The sequence below is a fragment of the Streptomyces flavotricini genome, assembly GCF_020639365.1.
GTDB lineage: Bacteria > Actinomycetota > Actinomycetes > Streptomycetales > Streptomycetaceae > Streptomyces > Streptomyces flavotricini.
In genome coordinates this window covers 1-19,950 of sequence record NZ_JAINUL010000003.1, presented here as the reverse complement: position 1 = coordinate 19,950, position 19,950 = coordinate 1, and the positions used below count along the sequence as shown (strand labels likewise).

Here is a 19,950-nt window from a genome sequence, read left to right as displayed (position 1 = left end):
CGCCGGCCGAGCCGCCCGCGTGGCTGATCGAGCGCGGCATTGGGGCGGGCCGGCTGCCGGGCCGTGTCCACGCCGGGGGCTGCTGGGACAGCCGAGCGCGCTGCACCCCCATCACACCGACCAGGCGCGCCGGGCGTTGGCGGAGGGGACACCCGCCTGCCCGCACTGCCGGCCCGAGACCGCACTCGGGATGCCAGAGCGAGTACCTGGCGGCACGGTGGAGGAATGGCTGCTGACCTGCGCATCGTCGTCTACCACCGGATGCCCAGGGCGGGCGCCGCGTCCGCGTCGACGGGGAGATCCTCGGCCGCGCCCTCGGTCCCGGCGATCTCCTCGGATTCCTGCGCCGCGCCGACCTGGACCCCGACGACGTCCGCCTGGACGATCCGCTGCTCATTGAGTGGCGCGGCGGCGGCCCCGCCGCATGGAGCCCGGACACCGGCGAGGCGTGAGCACAGCAGCGGGCCCGCACTGCTGGCGTCGGTTACAGTAGCGGCACTGGCCGCCGGGGTGCAGACCATTGGTGGTGGCGCACGGACAAGCCACTCACCGATCGAGAACAGAGGGTTCTGGCCTCGTTGCCCGCGCCGACACCCGACGCGGAAACCCTGCTCGCCGCGCTGATGGTGCGCTTCTGCCTGCAAGATCCCGAGGGAGCCTGGGACATCGGCATGTGGTTCAGCGACCGTCTCCGCCGACCGACAGCACACCAGGCGCCCGTCGGCGGCCTGCGGCTGAGGAAGGCCAGCCAGCACCTGCCGCAACCGGGGCGCATCAATCTTCCCGCTGTTCAGCGCGTCGTACATCGCGCCGATGCTCGGCAACCAGCGTCACGTCCACCGGCGCCGTCACCGGCCCCTCCACGCATAGCAACGCGTCCGTCAGCTCGAACAGCGCGTCCCCGCGCGCGGTGAGGGTGTCGAACAGATCCTCCCGGAAGCGTGACGCCACCGCGAACGCGTCCCCCGGCACAACATCAGGCAGCAGACTCACCTTCACGGCCTTCGTCGTGGTCACGTGCATCCTTGGTGGGAACACATGATCAGACGAAGGCCGCTCCAGCGTCCGACGAACGCCCAGGCGAGCGGCCTAGTTCGAGGAGCATTTCGACTCATCGATAGCCTGCGTCATCATGACGCGTACCTGGATCTTGCCGATACTGCTTGTGCTCTGCGGCTCACTCGTTTCGACTGGACTGGTCTTCAGCGGGAGCCCCAGCGAAGCCGCAGCACTCCTGCTGGTGTTTGTCCTGCTCGCAGGCGTGAACTCGCCTCTGGTTTTCCCGAGATCCATCGGCGCGCTGGAGGCACAACGCCGCAGCGCGGCCGACGGCCGGCCGGTCGTCTACTGGCGGTCAGGCTGCAAGTACTGCCTGCGAATGCGCTTCCGGCTGGGCCGTAACGCCCGCCAGTTGCATTGGGTCAACATCTGGCGTGACCCGGCTGGAGCGTCAGCGGTGAGGGCAGCCAACGAGGGCAACGAGACCGTCCCGACCGTCGTCGTGGCGGGCCAGCCACACACCAACCCCGATCCCGAATGGGTGCGCGAACAGCTCTCCCCTTCCGCGTGATCAGAAAAAACCGCGCCCTACCGGAGAATCGGCCGCAGACCCAAGCGGACAGAAGTTGAAGGACAAGCTGAGAGGCTGTGTCTGAACCCGGCCGCCAGACGGATGGCGGCTCAATGTCAGAGGCGCGTCGTACTCTCCTGCAGATGACACACCATCTGATCGATCCGCGCACTCTCGAAGCTGCTATCTGCGATGCCAAGCAAGCGCTGGCTGAGCACGACAACGCCTTGAAGTGGCTGCTCCGCCCTGAGGTCTCGCAGGACGGTCCGCTTGCGACCGAGGGGTGGGTGTTCGATACGACCCTGACGCACGTCTTGCTGGTGGATCACCGCTGGCGCGGTTGGGTGGCCCCCGGCGGCAAAGTGGATGCAGGCGAGACTCCACGAGAGGCAGCCGTGCGCGAGGTGTTCGAAGAAACTGGGCTGGTCGTGGAAGCTTTTTGCGCCCCAGCGGCAGTCACTGTTCGCTCGTATCGCCCTGGTTGGCCGGCCGTCATGGGTGTGGCGTTCATGGCGGTCGCCGACCGTCAGGCTTCGCTGGCCCCAGAAGACGGGCAGCCTGCGGCTTGGTTTCGCTTGGACGAACCTTGGCAAGGCTACTTCGCTGAAGATCGCCTCCGGATGAAGCAGTGCGTCGACTGGATCAGAGACCAGTGATCTGCGCGTGGTGCTGACGTTGTGCAGGACAGGATCCGTGAGGACCGCTCGGGGAAGGCCGCTGCTCCGGGGAGCCCAGGGCCCTCGCCTGAAGCCATCCCACCCACCCCATAACGGCCGCCTCAAGCAGTCCAGCCGATGGCAAGCCCGGCGATCACAAGTCCGAAGCCGAGAGAGCACACGGTGCGCTGCCGCCGGGACCACCTGTCCCACCCGCGTTGCCCCTTGCTCCCCACCAAGATCCCGACCATGCCAACGATGAATACGCTCAATCCCAACCAGGCCATGCAGGCATCCGACGGGCCAAGTCACGTACTTGTCAAGGGATCTACGTGGACACGCACGAGGCTTACATCTCGGAAACTCACACGTACACGGCGGCGTTGAAAGCCGGCAAGGATCCTGGCCCGGAGCCGCAGAAACCGCTCGACGCGGGCAAGGCCGACGGTACGCGGGCCGACGAGATCCTGAACGAGGCCAGGAAGCAGCGCGACGAGGCGGCGGGGAATGCGGCAAAGGCGCTGGAGGCAGCGCTGGAACACGCCCCGAAGGAGCCCTCGGCGACGGACCGGGCACTGGCCGGGGTCACCGACTACTACGGTGGCCAGGCTGTGGAGCTCAACCACTTCGTCGGGGGCGTGGTCAAGGGCACGGCGGGCTTGCTCAACTGCGCGCGCGGCCTGAATCCGATGGACCCGTACAACCTGACCCACCCGGCCGCATATCAGGAGAACCTCAGCTTGACGCTGGCCGGACTGGTCTCCACCGCGGCACATCCGGAGCGGATCCCCGCCGGGCTGATCGACACGCTGAAGGGTGATGTCTACATGGCAGCCGACGGCAGAAACGGCTTCCAGCTGGACACCGACTTCCCCAACCCCGACCACGCGGCCCAGCAGCGACGCCGCCGAGGAACCCCGTGACCGACCTGAGCGCCCTCACCCGGATCTGCCCGGCCCCCCTGCCGGCCATGCACATTGCCTGGGAGCACGTCGAATCCGCCCTCGGCATGGCGCTGCCCACCGACTACAAGCAGCTCGCGGAGCACTACGGCCCAGGCGGCTTCTGCAACTACATCCACATCTACCACCCCCACGGGCCGACCGAGTTCGTCAACCTCACCGGCCCCATGCCGGCCCGTATCCGCGCATACCTGCGCGAGGACTTCGACCAGGGCACCCACCCCGTCCCATACGACCCAGAACAGCTCTTCACCATCGGCGGCACCGACAATGGTGAACACATCTTCTGGATCACCGGCCCCGCCCAGGAACCCGACCGCTGGCGGATCGCGGTCAACGAAGCCCGCGGCCCGCAGTGGTTCACCTTCGACGGAACCCTCGCCGACTTCCTCACCTCCGTACTCAGCGGGCAGACCAAAGTCCCCCAGTTCCCCCGCGACCTCCTCGATGGCGGGCCGTCCTTCGCTCCTTCGCACCGGTCCTGTGGAGACCCGAACCGATCCCGGACCAGCCCCCAGTTGTTACGGCCGCCATCCGCGCATGGGCCCGGGCCAACGGCTACCAGGTTCCTCCTCGAGGACGAATCCCCTCCGAAGTCCGCGAAGCATGGGACCGCCACAACAGCTGAACAATGCCGCCCGGAGATCTCACGGACGAACAGTGGGCGGTGTTGGAGGCGTTGTTGCCGAAGGGAATGAAGGCGGGTCTGGTCCCTGCGGCAGCTGATCGGCGGCATCCGGTCCGGGGTCCGTGCCGGTGTGTCGTGGCGGGACGTGCCCGTCGAGTGCGGGCCGTGGGGCCGGATCTACGACTGCGCGGCCCGCACCTCCCGGACCGGGAAGGACGATGCCGCGCCTCGACGGCTACCAGCGCCCACCCTGTATGCGCACGCGCTGCGCTGCCCCGAGACGGCTGCGGACGGGCGGGCGACGTGTTGTGCGGCCGTGAGCTGCGCTGCGGCGAGCGGCACATCGTCTGATCCGGCATCGGCACCCACGAGATTCGCATCGGGCCCTGACCGGCCGGGACCCCGTCGGGCCATCAATGCCACGGCGCGTGCATCTCACCAGCCAGGTCCTTGCCGGATCGGGCGGCTGGGGTGGCCCATGACAGGTGCGCCGCGCGCAGGTTCTCGTCGATACGGTGATCTGCACGGGGTTCGGGGCCGCTGGGCTGATGCCTTCACGGTGGTCTGGTGACCGGAGGCGGCCTTATGTTGCCCGCGCAGACGGAACCTCAGCCCTGTGGCCGCACGCCGGACCCGTCGCTGTGGGCCAGGCGGGCGAGGACCTTGGCGTACACCATGGTTGCCGCCGCGGTAACGGTTGCTACCAGCGCCAGCGCGAGGATTCCCATCAGCGCGGGCCACTGCCGCAACTCGTCGCTGCGGCAGACTCTGTCCTGTGGGGACGGGTCGACGAACGGGCCCTGGCACACAGCGCGGGTCCCCTTGTACGAGGACACCTCAGGGCCGTAGTCGGCGACCATCAGGACGATGAAGCATCCCCAGACCAGCATGGCAAGGAGCATCCAGACGATCGACCACCCCTCAATGCGGCGCGCGTCCCGGGCCCTCTTCTCAGCCCCCTCTGGTGCAGTGTCTGCAAGAACCGACCCTTCCAGAGGCGTCTCATCGGCTGCCATTTCTTCCGCTCCTACTTTCAATTTAACGATCATCAGTCCATCACAGCCTGATTGCGCACCCTGGACTGACGTCCCCATGAGTCATGGCCGGGCCTGCGTCTTCGCAAGGGAGAGCACAGCGCCGCAAACGTGCGGCAAGCAGCGGACTGCCGCCTCACGGACGGAGCGATTCGGGGCGTATGGCGCGCGGATGGAACGTGCTCCCCTGCGCAGGGACGCTCGGCGGTTCTCGCGGTCACACACCTACGGATCGGCCGCTCAAGGCTCGGGCGTGCTGGTGGGCAGCGGAGCCGGCCAGGGTGTGGCAGTGCTCGGTGGCCAGGAGTATTCGTATCGTGGCGGACTCCATGTGGGCGCTGGCTCCGGTGCGAACGGGCCTGCCCGGTTCGCCATGAGGACCAGCATCGTCCCGGCGAAGAGGAGGGAGATGATGATCAGGGTGAGTCCGATGGGGTTGCGCGGGTTGTAGTAGTACCTCTGGGTGCCCCACTTGCTTCGTCTGAACACCGGCTCACGGTCGTCGTTCACCTGGCATCGCCCTCGTTTCGCGTCTACCTCCGCTCGCGTCTTTGGGAGCCCGCTCCCCGGCAGGCCCCCACCGTTGTGCGAGCTAGCCGACGATTTCGATCTTGCCGTTGGATGAGTTCGGCTCGGGCATGGCGGATGTTTTGGCGGGGGTGAGGCTTCCCAGGAGTTGGGCGAGGTCGACGCCGGTGGTGGAGGAGAGGAGTTCCATGCCCTGGGCGACGTTGTCGGTGACGGTGCGGGAGAGCTTGCTCGCGCCGTCGGTGGAGATGACGGTCATCTTGTCGATGGCGGACAGCGGTTCGGCGGCCTTGGCCACGACCTGGGGCAGTGCCTCGACCATCATCTGGATCATCGCGGCATCGCCGTAGCTTTCGAAGGCGTCCGCCTTCTTCTGCATGGCCTCGGCCTCGGCGGCGCCCTTGGCCAAGATGGCCGCGGCCTCCGCGTCGCCCTCCAGACGTACCGCTTCGGCGATGGCGGCGCGGCGGGCGCGTTCGGCCTCGCCCCGCTTGGCGCCCTCGATGGCCTCGGCCTCGGCGAGTGCGGAGCGGCGCTGCTTCTCGCCCTCGCCGGTCAGGCGGGCTCGTTCGGCCTCGGCCTGGGCGGCGGCGATGGCCGCCAGGCGCTCGGCTTCGGCCTGCTTGACGCGGGCGACACGGAGCGCTTCGGCTTCCTGTTCGGCCTGGTAGCGGCGGGCGTCGGCGGGCTTGCGGACCTGGGTGTCGAGCTGGCGGTCGGTGAGCGCCGCCTGGCGTTCGGCGACCTTCTCCTGTTCGGTGAGGATCTGCTGCTGCCGGTCGGCGTCGGCCAGGGGGCCGGCGGCGTTGGCCTGGGCGGTCGCCGCGTCGGTCTCCGCCTTGATCTCGGCCTGGCGCAGGTACAGGGTGCGCTGGGCGACGGCGATCTCCTCCTCGGCTTTGAGGCGGGCCTGTTCGGCGGCCTGGCGGGAGTTGGCCTCGGCGATGTCGGCCTCCTGCTTGGCGCGGGCGGCCTCGGGGCGGCCGAGGTCTTCGAGGTAGGAGCCCTCGGTGGTGATGTCCTGGATCTGGAAGGCGTCCAGGACCAGGCCCTGCCCGGACAGGCTGGCCTCGGCCTCCTCGGCGACCTGGCCGGCGAACGCGGCACGGTCGCGGATGATGTCCTCGACCGACATGCGGCCGACGATGGCGCGCAGCGCGCCCGACAGAACTTCTTGGGTGAAGCCGACGATGCCGTCCTGCTGCTGCAGGAAGCGTTGGGCGGCGGCGCGGATGGCGTCCTCGTTGCCGCCGACCTTGACGATCGCCACGCCTTCGAGGTTGGCCTTGATGCCGCGCAGGGTGACGGCGCCGCGGACGGCGATGGGGATGTGGCGGCTGGACAGGTCGAGGGTGTAGCGCTGCTGGACGAAGGGGACGACGAAGACACCGCCGCCGACGACGACTTTCTGGCCGGTGTTGTCGGTCGATATCCGCCCGGTCTCCGGATCGGTGGAACTCTTGCCGCGGCGTCCGGTGATGATGAACGCCTCGCTCGGGCCGGCAACCTTGTAGCGGGTGACGACGACGAGGGCGAGCAGGACGAGGAGTACGGCGACTCCCACGACCGCGGTGACAACAGGACTCATGGTGGTTCCCCCCTGCCTCCCGGGAAGGGGGCAGACTCAAGGGCTGATGGAAAGAGGATCGGAAGGCGGAGGGCCTCGGTGGTGCTGCTCAGCGCGTGACGGCGCGGACGCTGACCGAGGTCGTGGACGGCGTGGCCGTCACCCAGATCTCGGCCCCTCGCTCTATCGGGGCGTCGGCGGTCGCGGCGTACTTCAGCGGCTGGCCGCCGAGCGACAGCAGTACCTCGCCGTAGCCGTCGGCCGGGATGGCGGTGACCACCCGCCCCGCTGACCCGACGAGGTCCGCCTGGTGCGGGGCACTGCCGTCGCCGTCCCGTTGCAGGGCCCTGCTGAAGCCGTACGTGGCCCAGCCCGCACCCGCTCCGGCCAGGGCCCCCGCGGTGGCTGCCGCTGCCTGCCCGAGCCCCGTGGACCCGAGCACGATCGCCCCCGTGAAGCCGAGCATCGAGACGAAGCCCGCGATCACCGGCAGCGACAGCCACCCGTCGAACAGTCCGTCCAGGGCGCCGTCGAAGACCCCTTCGAGCACCCCGTCGAACACCAGCGAGGCAGCGAGCAGCACGACTCCCCCGATGCCGAGACCCAGAAACAAGCCCATGGGCCCTCCCCGTCTGACCGCTGCCTTCCCGCTGGACAGCACCAGATTGGCAGGAGGACTCGGGCTCGCACATTGCCTGCCGTCGGCAATCTTTACGCCTCTTTGACGCACACCGTCGAAGGTCGGGGGCCCGCTTGCCAGCCGGCCGCGGCGCCGCGCGGAGCGTCGTAGCCGGAACGGGGGCGCGCGTGGCTGCCGGGTACAAGGCATCCTGGGGCCGTGTCGAATCCCCTGCAGGCTCAACTTCCTCTTCCCGCTGGTCAGATGGTCGTCTGTGGCGATGACGGCCTGGCGCGTCGGCTGGCCGCCGAGCTGCGCGACGTGTACCGGGAGCGGGTGACGCTCGTGGTGCCGGCGGGCGTGCACGCGCCGCAAGGGGCTGTCGGCCGCTGGAGCGTACGGAATCTCGGACTGCGCGGGCGCGTACCTGGCAGCAGGCAGGTGGGACGGCCCTCGCCGGAGGGCGCAGGCAGCCGGGATCTGCGTGTCGTGGAGGCGGCGGAGCCGGATGAGGAGGCGCTGGTCATGGCGGGGGTGGCAGGGGCGGCCGCACTGGCGCTCGTGTACGAGGACGACGACACGAACGTACGGGCCGCGCTCGTGGCTCGTCGGCTCAACCCGCGGCTGCGGTTGGTGATCCGTCTGTACAACCGCAAGCTCGGTCAGCACCTTGAGGAGCTGCTGGACCAGGCGGCGGTCGTCGCCGAGCCGGGTATCGACCTGCGCGAGCTGGACTCCTCGACGACCGTCCTCTCGGACGCGGACACCGCCGCGCCGGCGCTCGCTGCCAGCGCGATCGCCGGTACCAGCAAGGTCATCCAGGCCGACGGCCTGCTGCTGCGTGCGGTGGAGCGCACCCCTCCGGGGCGGGGCCAAGTCGCCGATCCGGGCCTGTGCACCCTGGCGCTGCTGTCCGCGACCGCCGCCGATCCCGCCGGAAGCGAAGGCTCGGACCGCAGCGGCGACCAGGGCCCGCAACTGCTGCCCGACGACCGGTCGGTGGCAGCGGCGACCGGCCGCGGCATCGTGGCGCTCGAGGCGATGACGCATGCAGGTCCAGCCGTGCCGGGGCGTCGCCTGGCCGCGGCGTCGCTGCCGGTCGCGTCGCTCTTCTCACGGCGACTGCGCTGGTCACTGGCCGGCATCGTGGCCGCGGTGGCCGGCCTGGCGGTCGCGTCCTGGCTGACCACCGGCGACCACCCCCTGCACGCCGCGTACATCACCCTGCTCGACCTATTCGCGATCAACGACCCGGCGGTCGACGAGGCTCCCGAGCGCAAGACGTTGCAGATCCTGGCCGGCTTCGTCGGCCTGCTGCTCCTGCCGGTGCTGGTCGCGGCCGCGCTGGAGGGCCTGGGGGCGTTCCGCAGCGCGACGGCGCTGCGCCGTCCGCCGCGCGGGCTGTCCGGGCATGTGGTCCTGCTGGGGCTCGGCAAGATCGGGGCCCGGGTCCTGGTCCGGCTGCGGGAGTTGGAGATCCCGGTGGTGTGCGTCGAGTCCGACCCGGAGGCTCGCGGTCTCGCGCTGGCACGGCGTATGCGGGTACCCGTCGTCCTGGGGGACGTCACCGAGGAGGGCGTGCTGGAGGCCGCGCGGATCCACCGCGCCCACGCGCTCCTGGCACTCACCAGCGCCGACACCACCAACCTGGAGGCCGCCCTGTACGCCCGTGCGGTCAGGCCGGACCTCCGGGTCGTCATGCGACTGTTCGAGGACGACTTCGCCACCGCCGTCTACCGCACGCTGCGCGCCGCGCATCCGGCCGCTCTCACCCGCAGCCGCAGCGTCACGCACCTGGCCGCGCCCGCCTTCGCCGGCGCCATGATGGGCCGGCAGATCCTCGGGGCCATCCCGGTGGAGCGGCGCGTGCTGCTCTTCGCAGCCCTGGACGTCGACGGGCACCCGCAGCTGGAAGGCCGGACCGTCGCCGAATCCTTCAGGCCGGGGGCGTGGCGGGTGATCGCCCTGGACACCGCTTCGCCGGAGGAACGGCTACCGGACCTGTCGTCCACGCCCGGCGAGGCGGCCGAGCCCCACGCCCGTCTGGTGTGGGACCTTCATCCGGGCTACGTCCTCAAGGCACAGGACCGGGTCGTACTCGCCGCGACGCGCCGGGGGCTGGCCGAGCTCCTCGGCCGCCGGGACGTCCACGCCTCGGGCGCCTGACCGGGCGCGTCCGGCTGCGGCGGAACCGGTTGCGGGTAGCGCTGTACCAGGCACGCGGGCCATGGGAGCCTTGTGGTTCGGCTCCCTCCCTGCCAGGAGTACTCGCCATGCCCCGCCCTTCCCGGATCGGGCGTCCCTCGCCGCTGTTCGCCTTCGGCGCCGTGCTGACCGCAGCCGGAGCCGCGATGTACGCGCTGCCGCAGTACAGCCGCGCGCTCCTCGCCCTGTGCGCGTTCACCGTGGCGGCCGCGGCGGCCATGTGGATCTCCGCCAAGCAACGGTGACCGGTTGACCCGGCACGCGTTCCGGGGGCGCCGAGGCGGCACGCTCGTCCGCCTGGTCCGCGGCGCACAAAGCGGCGTGCAGGCAGGACGAACGCGGGGGTGAGGGGTGTCATGCGGGTCGTGCACACCTCGCGCCAGGTGTACCGAGCCCGCTCGGCTTCGCCTCGGGCGCTCAGGGGCTCTTGCGGGCCGCCCCCAGCATCGCGAGACCAGTGATCAGCAGGGAGAGCCCGATGACCAGGAGGGGGAAGCCGGAGCCGGGAAGGACGTACATGGCGACGCCGGCCAGGGTGGTGGGCGTTCCTGCGACCACCATGGCGACCGCCAGGCGGCGCTCGGTGATGTTGCGGCGCGCCCACGCCGTGATGCTGCGGCCGTCCATGGGTCAGGCCACCTGCTTGGGGCCGGCTCGCCGCGCCGTGCGCTCGGCCTGGATGAAGCAGCCGACAGCGGCCGCGATGAAGACGAAGCCAAGGACCGTGCAGGCCATCACGGTCTCCGCAGATGCGTCCAGCATTCGAGGGAGGGCGTTGAGCGGCATGAGGGTGTAGAGGCAGAGGACGGCCCAGGCGTAGGGGCGGGCGGCCAGTTGTCGACCTCGCAGGCCGCGCGGCGTCCAGCCGGTGAGGATCGCCAAGGGGGCGGGCAGCACGAGCAGTGTGCCGGCCGCGAGGGCGATCGCGTGGTAGGTGGGGTTGCCGTTCATCGGTACCTTCCTGAGTCGGACGCCCACGATAGACGGGGCATTCGGGACTTGTTCATGCCGGAGTCCGGCAAGTTCCGGTGGGTCGAACTGCTGTCAGGGAACCGTCAACGGGGCGTATGGAACGTGTAAAGTCCGCCGTGGTGTGCCGGGAAGCCTGGTCGGCGATAGGGATAGCTCTCTTCGCTGATCGGAGTCTGACGTCATGGTGCTCGTCGCTGTCTTCGGTGTGGCGCTGCTGGTCGCCGTGCTGCTGTCCGGGCTGGCCGCCCGCACGGTCCTGTCCACCTCGCTGCTCTTCCTGCTCGGTGGGGCGCTGGTCAGTGACGGGTTCCTCGGGCTGATCCACATCACGGCCGACAGCGAGATCGTCTCCGTGACCGCCGATCTCGCCCTGTTCGCGGTGCTGTTCACCGACGGCATGCACGTCTCTTTCCCCAAGCTGCGGCAGAACTGGAAGAACCCGGCCCGCGCGCTGGGTCTCGGCATGCCGCTGGCCATGGCCGGCATGGCGCTGATCACCCACTACCTGGTCGGGCTGGACTGGACGACCTCCTTCCTCGTCGGCGCCGTGCTCGCGCCGACCGATCCGGTCTTCGCCTCGGCGATCGTGGGCCGCAAGGAAGTTCCCGCGAAGCTGCGGCAGCTGCTGAACGTGGAGAGCGGCATCAACGACGGGCTCGCGCTGCCCGTCGTCCTGCTCCTGATCGCCGCGGCCGGACCCACCTCCGGCCAGGCGGACGCCTCCGTCGGCGAGATCGCCCTGGAGCTCGGGCTCGGGCTGGTCTTCGGTGTCGTCCTGCCGCTGGTGGTGGCGGGTCTGGTGCGGCTGCGGCTGCTGGGGGCGGAGCCGAAGCTCCAGCCGCTGCTGCCGCTGGCGACCGGGATCATCCTGTACGGGCTGTGCCACCTCACCCACGCCAACCCCTACCTGGCGGCGTTCTCCGCCGGCGCCGTCCTGGCCTCCGTCTCGCCCGAGGCGAAGACGGTCTTCGAGCCGCTGGGCGAGATGCTCGCGGAGCTGGCGAAGTTCGCAGCCCTCCTCGTCTTCGGCGCGCTGCTGACGCCGGCGCTCTTCGGCGATCTGCCGGTGGGCGGGTACGTGGCCGTGGTGCTGGCGATCGTGCTGATCCGCCCCGCCTCGCTGCTGGTCTCGCTGCTGGGGGCGCGGATCGAGCGGCGGGAGAAGCTGGTGGCCGCCTGGTTCGGCCCCAAGGGCTTCGCGTCCGTCGTCTACGGCCTGCTCGTGCTCCAGGCCGGGATCCCGCAGGGCGAACAGGCGTACACCCTCATCGCCGTCTGCATCGCCTTCTCGATCATCGCCCACTCCAGCACCGACGTACCGATCGCCCGCCTCTTCGACGTGGAAGACCTCACCGGCATACCGGACGAGGACCAGGCCCCCGAGCCGACCGACACCGTTTCCGCCCCGCGCAGTGCACTCGACCAGGAGAAGCAGCATGATCGCCCGTGATCTCGCCGAGCCCTACCCGCACGTGACGACCGACGACCAGGCCGTGGACGCGGTACGCCTGCTCGCCGAGCACGACCTCGCCGCGCTCCTGGTCCTGGAAAGGGACGGAACCCCCTACGCGGTCGTCCCCGGCTCCCAGCTGGTGCGGCAGCTGGTACCCGAGTACGTCATGGAGGATCCCCTGCTGGCCGCGGTCATCGACGACCGGCACGCCGACTCACTCACCGAAGCCCTCGCCGGGAAGACCGTCGCTCAGTGGATCCCGGCGCGTGCCTTCAAGCCGGCATTCGTCGGCCCCGAGGCCGGGGCGCTGCAGATCGCAGCGCTCATGGCACGTACCCATGTCCCGCTGGTCGCCGTCATCGACCGCGACGACGACGGGCGCCGGCTGGTGGGTGTGGTCTCGGCCGCCTCTTTGATGCGCCATCTCCTCGACGTGGGGGGTCAGGGGTGAGCGGCTGGCAGAGCTGGGCGGCAGTCGCGGTTTTCGCGGGCGTCTACTTGCTGATCATCACCGAGTGGGTCCACCGCGTCGGCGCCGCCCTGGCCGGGGCGGCGCTGATGCTGGCCATCGGTGCCACCGACGACGCGTCGGCCTTCTCCTCGGATGAGACCGGCATCGACTGGAACGTCATCTTCCTGCTGCTCGGCATGATGATGATCGTCGGGGTCCTGAAGCGGACCGGCCTGTTCGAGTACCTGGCGATCTGGTCGGTGAAGAAGGCCAAGGCCAGACCGTTCCGGGTGATGGCCATGCTGATCGTCATCACAGCCGTGGCTTCAGCGCTGCTGGACAACGTCACCACGGTGCTGCTGGTCGCCCCGGTGACGCTGCTGGTGTGCGACCGGCTGAAGCTGTCGCCGGTGCCGTTCCTGCTCGCCGAGGTGTTCGCCTCCAACATCGGTGGCACCGCCACCCTGGTCGGCGACCCGCCCAACATCATCATCGCCAGCCGCGCCGGCCTGACCTTCAACGACTTCCTGGTCCACCTCGCGCCACTGGCCGCGGTCCTGACCCTCGTCCTCGTGCTGCTGTGCCGGGTGATGTTCGCCAAGCACTTCGTCTACGACGAGAAACGTGCTGCGGAGATCATGGAGCTGCGCGAACGCGAGGCGATCAAAGAGCCCCGGCTGCTCATTCAGGGCCTGGGCGTCCTGGCCCTGGTCGTGGCAGGTTTCGTCCTGCATCCCGCGCTGCACTACGCGCCCAGCGTCGTCGCCCTCCTGGGCGCCGGTCTGCTGATCGCGATCTCCAAGGTCGAGACCGGGAGGTGCTCGGCGAAGTCGAGTGGCCGACCCTCGCCTTCTTCGCCGGCCTGTTCGTCATGGTCGGCGCGCTCATCGAGACCGGCGTCATCGCAGAGCTCGCGGGCGCCCTCGCGGACGTCATCGGCGGAGCCCAGCTGGGCGGCACGATGCTCCTGCTGGGCGGATCGGCCGTGCTGTCGGGGATCGTCGACAACATTCCCTACGTCGCCACCATGGCGCCCATCACCAGCGAACTCGTCACCGACATGGGCGGCGACGGCGATCACGTCATGTGGTGGGCCCTCGCACTGGGCGCCGACCTCGGCGGCAACGCCACCGCCATCGGCGCCTCCGCCAACGTCGTCGTCCTCGGCATCGCCGAACGCAACCGCCACCCCATCACCTTCTGGCAGTTCACCAAATACGGCCTCGTCGTCACCGCCGTCACGATCGCCATCTCCGCCCTCTACCTGTGGCTGCGCTACTTCGCCCTGACGTGAGAACCGACCGCCCCCGACCGCACGGGGGATGGGAGGAGGGAGCGTCGGCATGGCACGCAGCCGGCGCGGAGGCCGTCTCCATCGCCCTGGGAGGACCGGCTCACCCCTCGGTGTCGGGCCAGTCGAGCAGGCGGGCGCCGATCACCGCGGTCTGGAGGGTGTAGCGGTTGACCGGGTCGGCCGGGTCTGCGCCGGTGAGGCTGTGGATCCGCTCCAGCCGGTAGGTCAGCGCCCGTACGCTCAGTGACAGCCGGCGCGCGGCCTCGGTCGCCACGCACCCGCTGTCGAAGTACGCGGTGAGGGTGTCGATGAAGGTCTGTGCGCCGCCGCGCCCGTTGCGGAGCGGGCCCAGCACGTTTTCCACCAGGTCGGCCATCGCCTGCCGGTCCCGCGTCAGGACCGGGTAGACCAGCAGGTCCGCGGCGTGCAGCACCGGCCCGTCCAGGCCCATCCGTTCGGCCAGTTCGAGGGCGTTGAGCGCCTCCTCGTAGGAGTGCACCACGCCGCCGGCGCCGGGATGGGAGCGGCCTATGGCCACTTTGCCGCCGTCGGTGGCGGCGTACGCCTGCTTGGCGAAGAACGCCAGGACGTCCGGCTGGTCGCCGGGGGCCACACAGATCAGCCGCCCGTCCTTGGTGGTGAGCAGGATCTGCCGGCCCGCGAAGCGGGTCAGTACCGCCGATTCGATCCCGCGGGCGACCGGGTAGCCGTCGCCGTACGGCTCCGGGCCGCTCGCCACGGCCACCGCGTGGGCTTGGGAGAGGCGCAGCCCGAAGCGTTCGGCGCGCTCCGCCAGTCTCCCGAGGTCGCTGCGCCCGTAGAGGAGGTCGTCGATGAACTCGCGACGTGCGGCCTCCTCCTGGCGCACGGCCTGGTGCTGGGCGCGCTCGTAGCCTTCGACGAAGGCGTCTATGGCCTGTTCGGTTACCGCGAGCAGGGAGCCGGCCTGCTGGGTCGGCACCCGGGTGAGGACTTCCTGGGAGGCGGCCAGGTGCTCGCGGATCATCACGCGCAGGGTGAGGCCGAGCTCGGCGGCCCTCTCCCCCTCGGCGCGGCGTGCCTCCAGCTCGGAGCGCGTCATCCGGCGCCCGGTGGTACAGGCCTCGCGCAGGCACTCCGCATACCCCGTCAGCTGTGCTTCCCGCTCCGTCACGCACTCCCCCGTTCTCGTCGCGTCGGCGAACCCGTTGACGCGCAATCAGGTTGCCACAGGCAGCAAAGGGTCCTTCACCGGCAGCCAAGGGCGGGCGAAGACTGCCGGTCGACGGCAATGCGCTGCCGCGAAGCGGCGGAGAGGATCAAGGAACGCCCCGTGTCGAGGAGAGCTGCGCCGTGCCCGGTGTCCGGTGGTCGCTGCCGCGCGGCAGTACTGGACGCGGCAGGCATTGGCCAGTGCGCACCCGCAGCTCCCAGAGCTTCGTCGGCCTGTGGTTTGTCCGCAGCACGGGCGGTTTGACGCTCTGCAGGGAGCAACGCGTTTTGAGTTGAACGGGGGCGGTCGTGTCGGGGGACTTCACGCAGGAGTGGGGCAGCGAGAGAGCCAGGGTCGCCGATCAGGCAGCGATGCGGCTCAACAGCGCTCCGGCAGCCGACGGCGGTGGCGGGGACGGTGGGACTTTCGCGTCGACGCCGGCGCAGAAGAGGTCTGCCGCCAACACCATCGAGACCGAGCTCGAGCCGAACACCAAGAAGGCGACGGAGTACGCGGACGAGAGCACCAACACGGCGGTCAAGGGCTTCGACGGCTGGGACGCGGCCGCGGGCCTGAAGAAGGTGGCGGACACGTGGGACCGGCAGGTGAAGGTCCTGATGGGCCGGCTCGGTTCTGAGAAGGGTTCGCTGCGCGGTGCTTCGGGGCTGTTCGTACAGAACGACCTCGGCACGGGGGACGGGTTCCGCCCGCTGGGCAGCCAGTCGAAGCTCAACGGCCTGTAAGTCTGCAAGGGGGAGCAGTACGTGCTGACGTACCACGAAGTGATGTCGACCGACCTGGGCCTGCTGACGACGGCAGCGGGCAAGTGGGACGAGATGGCGGGCGAGCTGAAGAAGGTCGAGACCCGTTACGGCGACAGTGTCCAGAAGATCACCATGGGGCCCGACTGGAGCGGCGTCAGCGTCGGCGTCGCCCACACGGGCTTCGCCGCCACGCGGTACGAGTACTCCGCCGCGCAGATCCAGGCCAAGGCGGTCGCGAGCCTGCTGCGCGATGCCCATACGCAGTTCGCCGACCTGAAGAAGCGCGTCGAGTCCGCGCGCGACGACGCGATCAAGGCGGGCATGACGGTCTCGGAGCAGGGCAACGTCGCGTTCGACTACGCGAAGCTGACTCCCGCGGAGCGCAGGGCCTACCACAACGATCCCGACGGCCAGACCACCATCCGTGACGCGGTCAACAAGTGGCAGCAGCACATCAACGACCAGGTCAAGGCCGTATCCGAAGCCGATCAGGGGGTCAAGATCGCCCTTGAGGCGGTCGTGGTGGACAGCAACAAGGACGCCTTCGGCAAGGGCAACGACGGAACCCTCAACGGCTTCAACGCCGACGCACAGGGCGACATCGAGGTGTACGAGGCCCGCAACGCCGAGGACATCGCCACTCGTATCAACAGCGGCGACAAGGTGTCGGCGGCGGACTACGCCGAGCTGGACCGCTCCTTCCGCGACAACGCCAAGAGCACCGAGTTCAACCAGACCTTCCTCAACGGGATGGGCGCGCAGAACACGCTCAAGTTCACGAACAAGCTCAACGACCTGGCGTATCACGATGACAAAAAGGGTAGGCAGACCTACCTGGACCTGGAGAAGGGGCTCGCCAACTCCCTGTCCAACGCGATGCAGGACCCGAAGTCGAAGTTCTACAAGGACTTCCGGGAGCAGCTGAAGAAGGCCGGCGTCGAGAAGTTCGACCTCAAGGAAGCCGCCGAGGGCCCCAACGCCATCAGCCGCGGCCATGGGCAGCAGGTCCGCGGCTATCAGAGTCTGATCACCCTCATGCAGAGCGGGGACGGGTATTCGGCGCCGTTCATGCACGACCTCGCCGACGACATCCGCTCGGCGGAGGACAAGAAGCGCGGCGGCGACCCGAACATCTGGGACCTGCAAGGAGACTTCAGCGGCAAGAACGGCGGGTGGTTCGCCAATGACCCCCTCGACGGGCTGCTCGGCATCATGTCCAAGGACCCGGCTGCTGCCACGTCCTACCTCGACCCCGGTGCGGACCACAAGAACGACAACCTCCAGTACCTGCTGAAGGAACGCGACTGGAAGTTCGACGACACCCCCGTCTGGCACGGAAACATCGAGACGCACAGCGACACCGAGAGCGAGGGCAAGGACGCCCGCACCGGCCTGGGACTGCTCCTTGAATCCGGCACGACCGGCCACACGCCGCTCGGCCCGAACCAGGACCCCTGGCCGGCGACCCCCCACACCGAGGGGCAGGCGCGCATCATGCACGACGTGATCGGCGGGCTCGGCCCCGACCAGAGCGTGCACGAGAACATGCGCGAGCCCCTGGCCCGCGCCCTGGCCACCTACACCGCCGACACCCACGAGATCCTGGGCGGCCTGGACTCCAAGTACATCTCCGCCGCCGGCACCGGGTACTTCCAGGACGGCGACAAGACCCACATGGCGGTCAACCAGAAGGACCTGGTGCAGTTCATGCGCGGCCTCTCAGAGGACCCAGAGGCTTACGGAACGCTGCACAAGGCGGAATCCCGGTACATCGACCTCTCCCTGGAAGAGATCCCCAAGGGGGCTCACGGGTCGGAGCTCACCAACCCGATCAACAAGGCGGGCACCGCTCTGGGCGTCATGAGCTCCATCCGGGAGGACGTGATCAACGACGGCCGGATGGCCGGGTACAGCGAGGCCGACTGGAAGTCGAAGCTCGCCTACCACGTCATCGGCGGCGCGGTGACGCCCATGTACTTCACCACGGCCGGCGGTGTCTCCATCGCCTTCGGCGACTCCATCCAGCGCGGCGTCGACACCTGGGCCTGGGAGTGGGGCAACCGGATGAAGGGCGAGATCGACGCCAAGGTCAACCCCCAGATCGCCGACGAGTACCTTTCCGTCAACACCCAGGCGCCGATCCTGATCCGCGAATGGGCCAACGACCGGGCCGACATCTCCGAGAGCGACATCCAGGACTACACCCGCGATGTCCTCGAAGGCCGCGTCCGCGGTACGGAGACAGCACACAAGTACCTGACCGATACGACCAACTGATCGGGCAGGTAGGCAGCGAAGTGGGGACATCGATGACGGGGAGCACAGGACGCCGAGCCGTGCCGGTGAAAGCGTGGACTGCGGCAGGAGTATGCCTGGCACTCCTGGGCGCGTGCGCGGCATGGTTCCTCCTCGGGCGCGAGACGTCCCCACCCTGCAACGGCCTGGCCGAAGACACGAGGGTGCAGAAGTCGGTGGGGCAGGATGTTCACCCCGGCATGACCTGCGCGGCACTCGGCCAGGCCATCGTCAAAGCCACGTCGGGCAGCGTGCCCGGCCGCCACAACGAAACCCAGGCGCAGGCGATGAAAGACGTCCTCTTCGCACTCGGGTCCGGGCAGCCGAAAAGGCTGGACCTCGACCCGGCGCTGCGTGTCCCGATCGCCACCGCGCTGGCCGACTACGCCCCCGACGTGCACGAGCTGCTCGCCGGCCTCGACAGCACCTACGTGACCAAAGCCGGCCGCGACACGCCGCCCTGGGAAGCCGGAGAAACCCACCACCTGTCCGTCCCCGCCGATGCATTCAGGAAGACCCTGCGCGCGGTGGCCGAGGATCCCCAGGCGTACGCCCTGCTGCGGATGGCAGAGACCCGCATCGCAGCCGGACAGCTCGCTGCCGTGCCCGTCGACGCGACCGGCTCAGAGCTTTCGCTGCCGCCGACGAAGAACGCCCGCGCTCTCGGCATCCTGGACGGCGTCGCCGACGCAGCCACAAGCCAGGACGCCGACCGGGCTCGGAAATGGCACGCTGCGGTCTTCGACCGCCTGATCACCGAACAGGCAGATCAGGCGGATCCGGCCGGCCGCCTGACCGCCACGTGGCTCCAGGAACTCAAGAACACCCCCGCACAGCAACGCGCGGAACGCCTGCATGCTCAGGGCGTTGACATGGCCCGCACCTGGGCACAGAGCCGCTCCGTGGACGAGCCAACCCGGCAGGAACTGCTCACCGAAGTGGAAAGCAGCGCCCGCAACGCCCGCGAGGAAGTGAAGCACTGAGCCTTCGGGCTTCACTGCGAGAAGGCTCAGCCGCCGCCGCGAAGCGGACCTTTGCGGCGGCAGCCGTCCGATCCGCGGCCGCCGACCGGGCACGGCAGAACCGAGTCACCCGCGGCCAACACGACCCGCCTGCCTGGGGAAAGTCGGCGACGGACGCGGTGCCCTTCCTCCGCTGAACCGCCCCTCTCAAGCGGGTGCACTCCCCCACCGGGGGCTTTGCCAGCAAGGCTGCACACTACGAACGGGCTCCGTCGTCAACGACGTGATGCGGGCCGCCGCAGCGACCGCCGTCGCCCTCCGAGGGGTACTGATGAACAAGAAGTACCTGGTGCCGCCAGCTGTGCTCGTGGTCTCGGTGGCAGTCGTCGCTGCCATCCGGCCGTGGCCGAGCCCGCTGAAGGACATGCGGGCGCAGAACCTCTGCCTCGGCAAGCTAATGGTTGCTGCACCGCGGGTTGCGCCGATGCACATCTCCCGCAGTGGTCCCGGTCCTGTCCAAACGCGATCTCGGCTCATCGCCGACGCTTCAGCGTGCCGCGCACCGGCCCTACGCCGCACCGGGCCAGGATGGGGCCCCGTGGGTCCGGAGCCTTCGGGTGACGGGAGCAGAACATTGATCAACGTGGACGTCCGGCACTGCGGCAGCTCGATTCTGATCAGCGCCACCGGGGAGCTCGTCGAAGGTGCGGGAGAGGTGCTCCAGCGCGCGCTGGACCACGTGACCATGGACGAGCGCGATCTCCTGGTGGACCTGCACGCTGTCACGGCCATGGACGT

16 protein-coding genes and 6 pseudogenes are annotated in these 19,950 nt (G+C 69.3%); 15 read left to right on the top strand and 7 right to left on the bottom strand.

The window, feature by feature from the left end:
• Positions 1-23 precede the first annotated feature (23 nt).
• Positions 24-400 (top strand): annotated as a pseudogene (locus tag K7B10_RS41460) (DUF6233 domain-containing protein).
• A gap of 307 nt (positions 401-707) precedes the next feature.
• On the opposite strand, the pseudogene K7B10_RS40025 reads toward K7B10_RS41460, so the two are convergent.
• Positions 708-993, bottom strand: a pseudogene (locus K7B10_RS40025) (transposase); the annotation flags it as partial.
• A 139-nt stretch (positions 994-1,132) separates the two neighbouring features.
• Here K7B10_RS40025 and K7B10_RS40020 point away from each other — a divergent pair.
• The 5 genes and pseudogenes from K7B10_RS40020 to K7B10_RS41455 form a co-directional block, all read left to right on the top strand.
• On the top strand, positions 1,133-1,570 hold the full coding sequence (locus K7B10_RS40020) for a glutaredoxin domain-containing protein (protein ID WP_229345883.1): 438 nt from the start codon (positions 1,133-1,135) through the stop codon (positions 1,568-1,570).
• A gap of 143 nt (positions 1,571-1,713) precedes the next feature.
• Positions 1,714-2,226 carry an NUDIX hydrolase gene (locus tag K7B10_RS40015; RefSeq protein ID WP_229345879.1) on the top strand — a complete coding sequence of 171 codons (513 nt, stop codon included), beginning with the start codon at positions 1,714-1,716 and terminating at the stop codon, positions 2,224-2,226.
• A 332-nt stretch (positions 2,227-2,558) separates the two neighbouring features.
• Entirely contained in the window at positions 2,559-3,149 is a 591-nt protein-coding gene (locus tag K7B10_RS40010; RefSeq protein ID WP_229345878.1) for a putative T7SS-secreted protein, read from the top strand.
• Positions 3,150-3,196: 47 nt separating this feature from the next.
• Positions 3,197-3,445, top strand: a pseudogene (locus K7B10_RS41780) (SMI1/KNR4 family protein); the annotation flags it as partial.
• A 266-nt stretch (positions 3,446-3,711) separates the two neighbouring features.
• Positions 3,712-3,816: pseudogene (locus K7B10_RS41455) on the top strand (Lsr2 family DNA-binding protein); the annotation flags it as partial.
• 608 nt (positions 3,817-4,424) lie between these two features.
• On the opposite strand, the gene K7B10_RS40000 reads toward K7B10_RS41455, so the two are convergent.
• The 3 genes from K7B10_RS40000 to K7B10_RS39990 all read right to left on the bottom strand — a co-directional run bounded on the left by K7B10_RS40000 (position 4,425) and on the right by K7B10_RS39990 (position 7,564).
• Positions 4,425-4,718 carry a hypothetical protein gene (locus K7B10_RS40000; protein WP_229345873.1) on the bottom strand — a complete coding sequence of 98 codons (294 nt, stop codon included), beginning with the start codon at positions 4,716-4,718 and terminating at the stop codon, positions 4,425-4,427.
• Between the two features lie 724 nt (positions 4,719-5,442).
• On the bottom strand, positions 5,443-6,966 hold the full coding sequence (locus K7B10_RS39995; protein ID WP_229345871.1) for a flotillin family protein: 1,524 nt from the start codon (positions 6,964-6,966) through the stop codon (positions 5,443-5,445).
• 88 nt (positions 6,967-7,054) lie between these two features.
• Positions 7,055-7,564, bottom strand: coding sequence for an NfeD C-terminal domain-containing protein (locus K7B10_RS39990; RefSeq protein ID WP_229345868.1), 510 nt, complete (start codon positions 7,562-7,564; stop codon positions 7,055-7,057).
• A gap of 264 nt (positions 7,565-7,828) precedes the next feature.
• On the opposite strand from K7B10_RS39990, the gene K7B10_RS39985 reads away from it, so the two are divergent.
• Both K7B10_RS39985 and K7B10_RS39980 read left to right on the top strand, forming a co-directional pair.
• The gene (locus K7B10_RS39985) at positions 7,829-9,730 is read left to right on the top strand and encodes a potassium channel family protein (protein WP_229345885.1); all 1,902 of its coding nucleotides are present in this window, start codon (positions 7,829-7,831) and stop codon (positions 9,728-9,730) included.
• A gap of 107 nt (positions 9,731-9,837) precedes the next feature.
• The gene (locus K7B10_RS39980) at positions 9,838-10,014 is read left to right on the top strand and encodes a hypothetical protein (RefSeq protein ID WP_229345866.1); all 177 of its coding nucleotides are present in this window, start codon (positions 9,838-9,840) and stop codon (positions 10,012-10,014) included.
• Between the two features lie 172 nt (positions 10,015-10,186).
• Here the strand turns inward: K7B10_RS39980 and K7B10_RS39975 are convergent, their stop codons facing one another.
• Positions 10,187-10,396 carry a hypothetical protein gene (locus K7B10_RS39975; RefSeq protein ID WP_229345863.1) on the bottom strand — a complete coding sequence of 70 codons (210 nt, stop codon included), beginning with the start codon at positions 10,394-10,396 and terminating at the stop codon, positions 10,187-10,189.
• A 3-nt stretch (positions 10,397-10,399) separates the two neighbouring features.
• The gene (locus K7B10_RS39970) at positions 10,400-10,720 is read right to left on the bottom strand and encodes a hypothetical protein (RefSeq protein ID WP_229345861.1); all 321 of its coding nucleotides are present in this window, start codon (positions 10,718-10,720) and stop codon (positions 10,400-10,402) included.
• Positions 10,721-10,922: 202 nt separating this feature from the next.
• Between K7B10_RS39970 and K7B10_RS39965 the strand changes: the two genes are divergently transcribed.
• The 3 genes and pseudogenes from K7B10_RS39965 to K7B10_RS39955 all read left to right on the top strand — a co-directional run bounded on the left by K7B10_RS39965 (position 10,923) and on the right by K7B10_RS39955 (position 13,939).
• Positions 10,923-12,191 (top strand): cation:proton antiporter, encoded by a 1,269-nt coding sequence (locus tag K7B10_RS39965; RefSeq protein WP_229345859.1) that lies wholly within the window; start codon positions 10,923-10,925, stop codon positions 12,189-12,191.
• Complete coding sequence (locus K7B10_RS39960) at positions 12,178-12,645, top strand: CBS domain-containing protein (RefSeq protein ID WP_229345857.1); 468 nt, start codon at positions 12,178-12,180, stop codon at positions 12,643-12,645. Before K7B10_RS39965 ends, K7B10_RS39960 begins: the two co-directional genes overlap by 14 nt.
• Positions 12,642-13,939, top strand: a pseudogene (locus tag K7B10_RS39955) (ArsB/NhaD family transporter). The gene K7B10_RS39960 and the pseudogene K7B10_RS39955 overlap by 4 nt, the downstream one beginning before the upstream one ends.
• Positions 13,940-14,039: 100 nt before the next feature.
• Here K7B10_RS39955 and K7B10_RS39950 read toward each other — a convergent pair.
• Positions 14,040-15,092 (bottom strand): PucR family transcriptional regulator, encoded by a 1,053-nt coding sequence (locus K7B10_RS39950; RefSeq protein WP_229345855.1) that lies wholly within the window; start codon positions 15,090-15,092, stop codon positions 14,040-14,042.
• Between the two features lie 347 nt (positions 15,093-15,439).
• Here K7B10_RS39950 and K7B10_RS39945 point away from each other — a divergent pair, with 347 nt between their 5' ends.
• From K7B10_RS39945 to K7B10_RS39930, 4 genes and pseudogenes are all read left to right on the top strand, one after another.
• Positions 15,440-15,874, top strand: a complete 435-nt coding sequence (locus tag K7B10_RS39945) for a hypothetical protein (protein ID WP_229345854.1) — start codon at positions 15,440-15,442, stop codon at positions 15,872-15,874.
• 21 nt (positions 15,875-15,895) lie between these two features.
• The gene (locus tag K7B10_RS39940; protein ID WP_229345853.1) at positions 15,896-18,172 is read left to right on the top strand and encodes a hypothetical protein; all 2,277 of its coding nucleotides are present in this window, start codon (positions 15,896-15,898) and stop codon (positions 18,170-18,172) included.
• Between the two features lie 182 nt (positions 18,173-18,354).
• Complete coding sequence (locus K7B10_RS39935) at positions 18,355-19,173, top strand: hypothetical protein (protein WP_229345852.1); 819 nt, start codon at positions 18,355-18,357, stop codon at positions 19,171-19,173.
• A gap of 577 nt (positions 19,174-19,750) precedes the next feature.
• Positions 19,751-19,950, top strand: a pseudogene (locus K7B10_RS39930) (hypothetical protein); the annotation flags it as partial.

Bases quoted from the DNA above. Each gene is read 5' to 3' on its own strand.
- K7B10_RS39970 (WP_229345861.1), bottom strand. From the start codon at position 10,720: ATGAACGGCAACCCCACCTACCACGCGATCGCCCTCGCGGCCGGCACA.
- K7B10_RS39980 (WP_229345866.1), top strand. From the start codon at position 9,838: ATGCCCCGCCCTTCCCGGATCGGGCGTCCCTCGCCGCTGTTCGCCTTC.
- K7B10_RS39985 (WP_229345885.1), top strand. From the start codon at position 7,829: ATGGTCGTCTGTGGCGATGACGGCCTGGCGCGTCGGCTGGCCGCCGAG.
- K7B10_RS40000 (WP_229345873.1), bottom strand. From the start codon at position 4,718: ATGCTCCTTGCCATGCTGGTCTGGGGATGCTTCATCGTCCTGATGGTC.
- K7B10_RS39960 (WP_229345857.1), top strand. From the start codon at position 12,178: ATGATCGCCCGTGATCTCGCCGAGCCCTACCCGCACGTGACGACCGAC.
- K7B10_RS39990 (WP_229345868.1), bottom strand. From the start codon at position 7,564: ATGGGCTTGTTTCTGGGTCTCGGCATCGGGGGAGTCGTGCTGCTCGCT.
- K7B10_RS40015 (WP_229345879.1), top strand. From the start codon at position 1,714: ATGACACACCATCTGATCGATCCGCGCACTCTCGAAGCTGCTATCTGC.
- K7B10_RS39995 (WP_229345871.1), bottom strand. From the start codon at position 6,966: ATGAGTCCTGTTGTCACCGCGGTCGTGGGAGTCGCCGTACTCCTCGTC.
- K7B10_RS39975 (WP_229345863.1), bottom strand. From the start codon at position 10,396: ATGGACGGCCGCAGCATCACGGCGTGGGCGCGCCGCAACATCACCGAG.
- K7B10_RS40020 (WP_229345883.1), top strand. From the start codon at position 1,133: ATGACGCGTACCTGGATCTTGCCGATACTGCTTGTGCTCTGCGGCTCA.
- K7B10_RS39965 (WP_229345859.1), top strand. From the start codon at position 10,923: ATGGTGCTCGTCGCTGTCTTCGGTGTGGCGCTGCTGGTCGCCGTGCTG.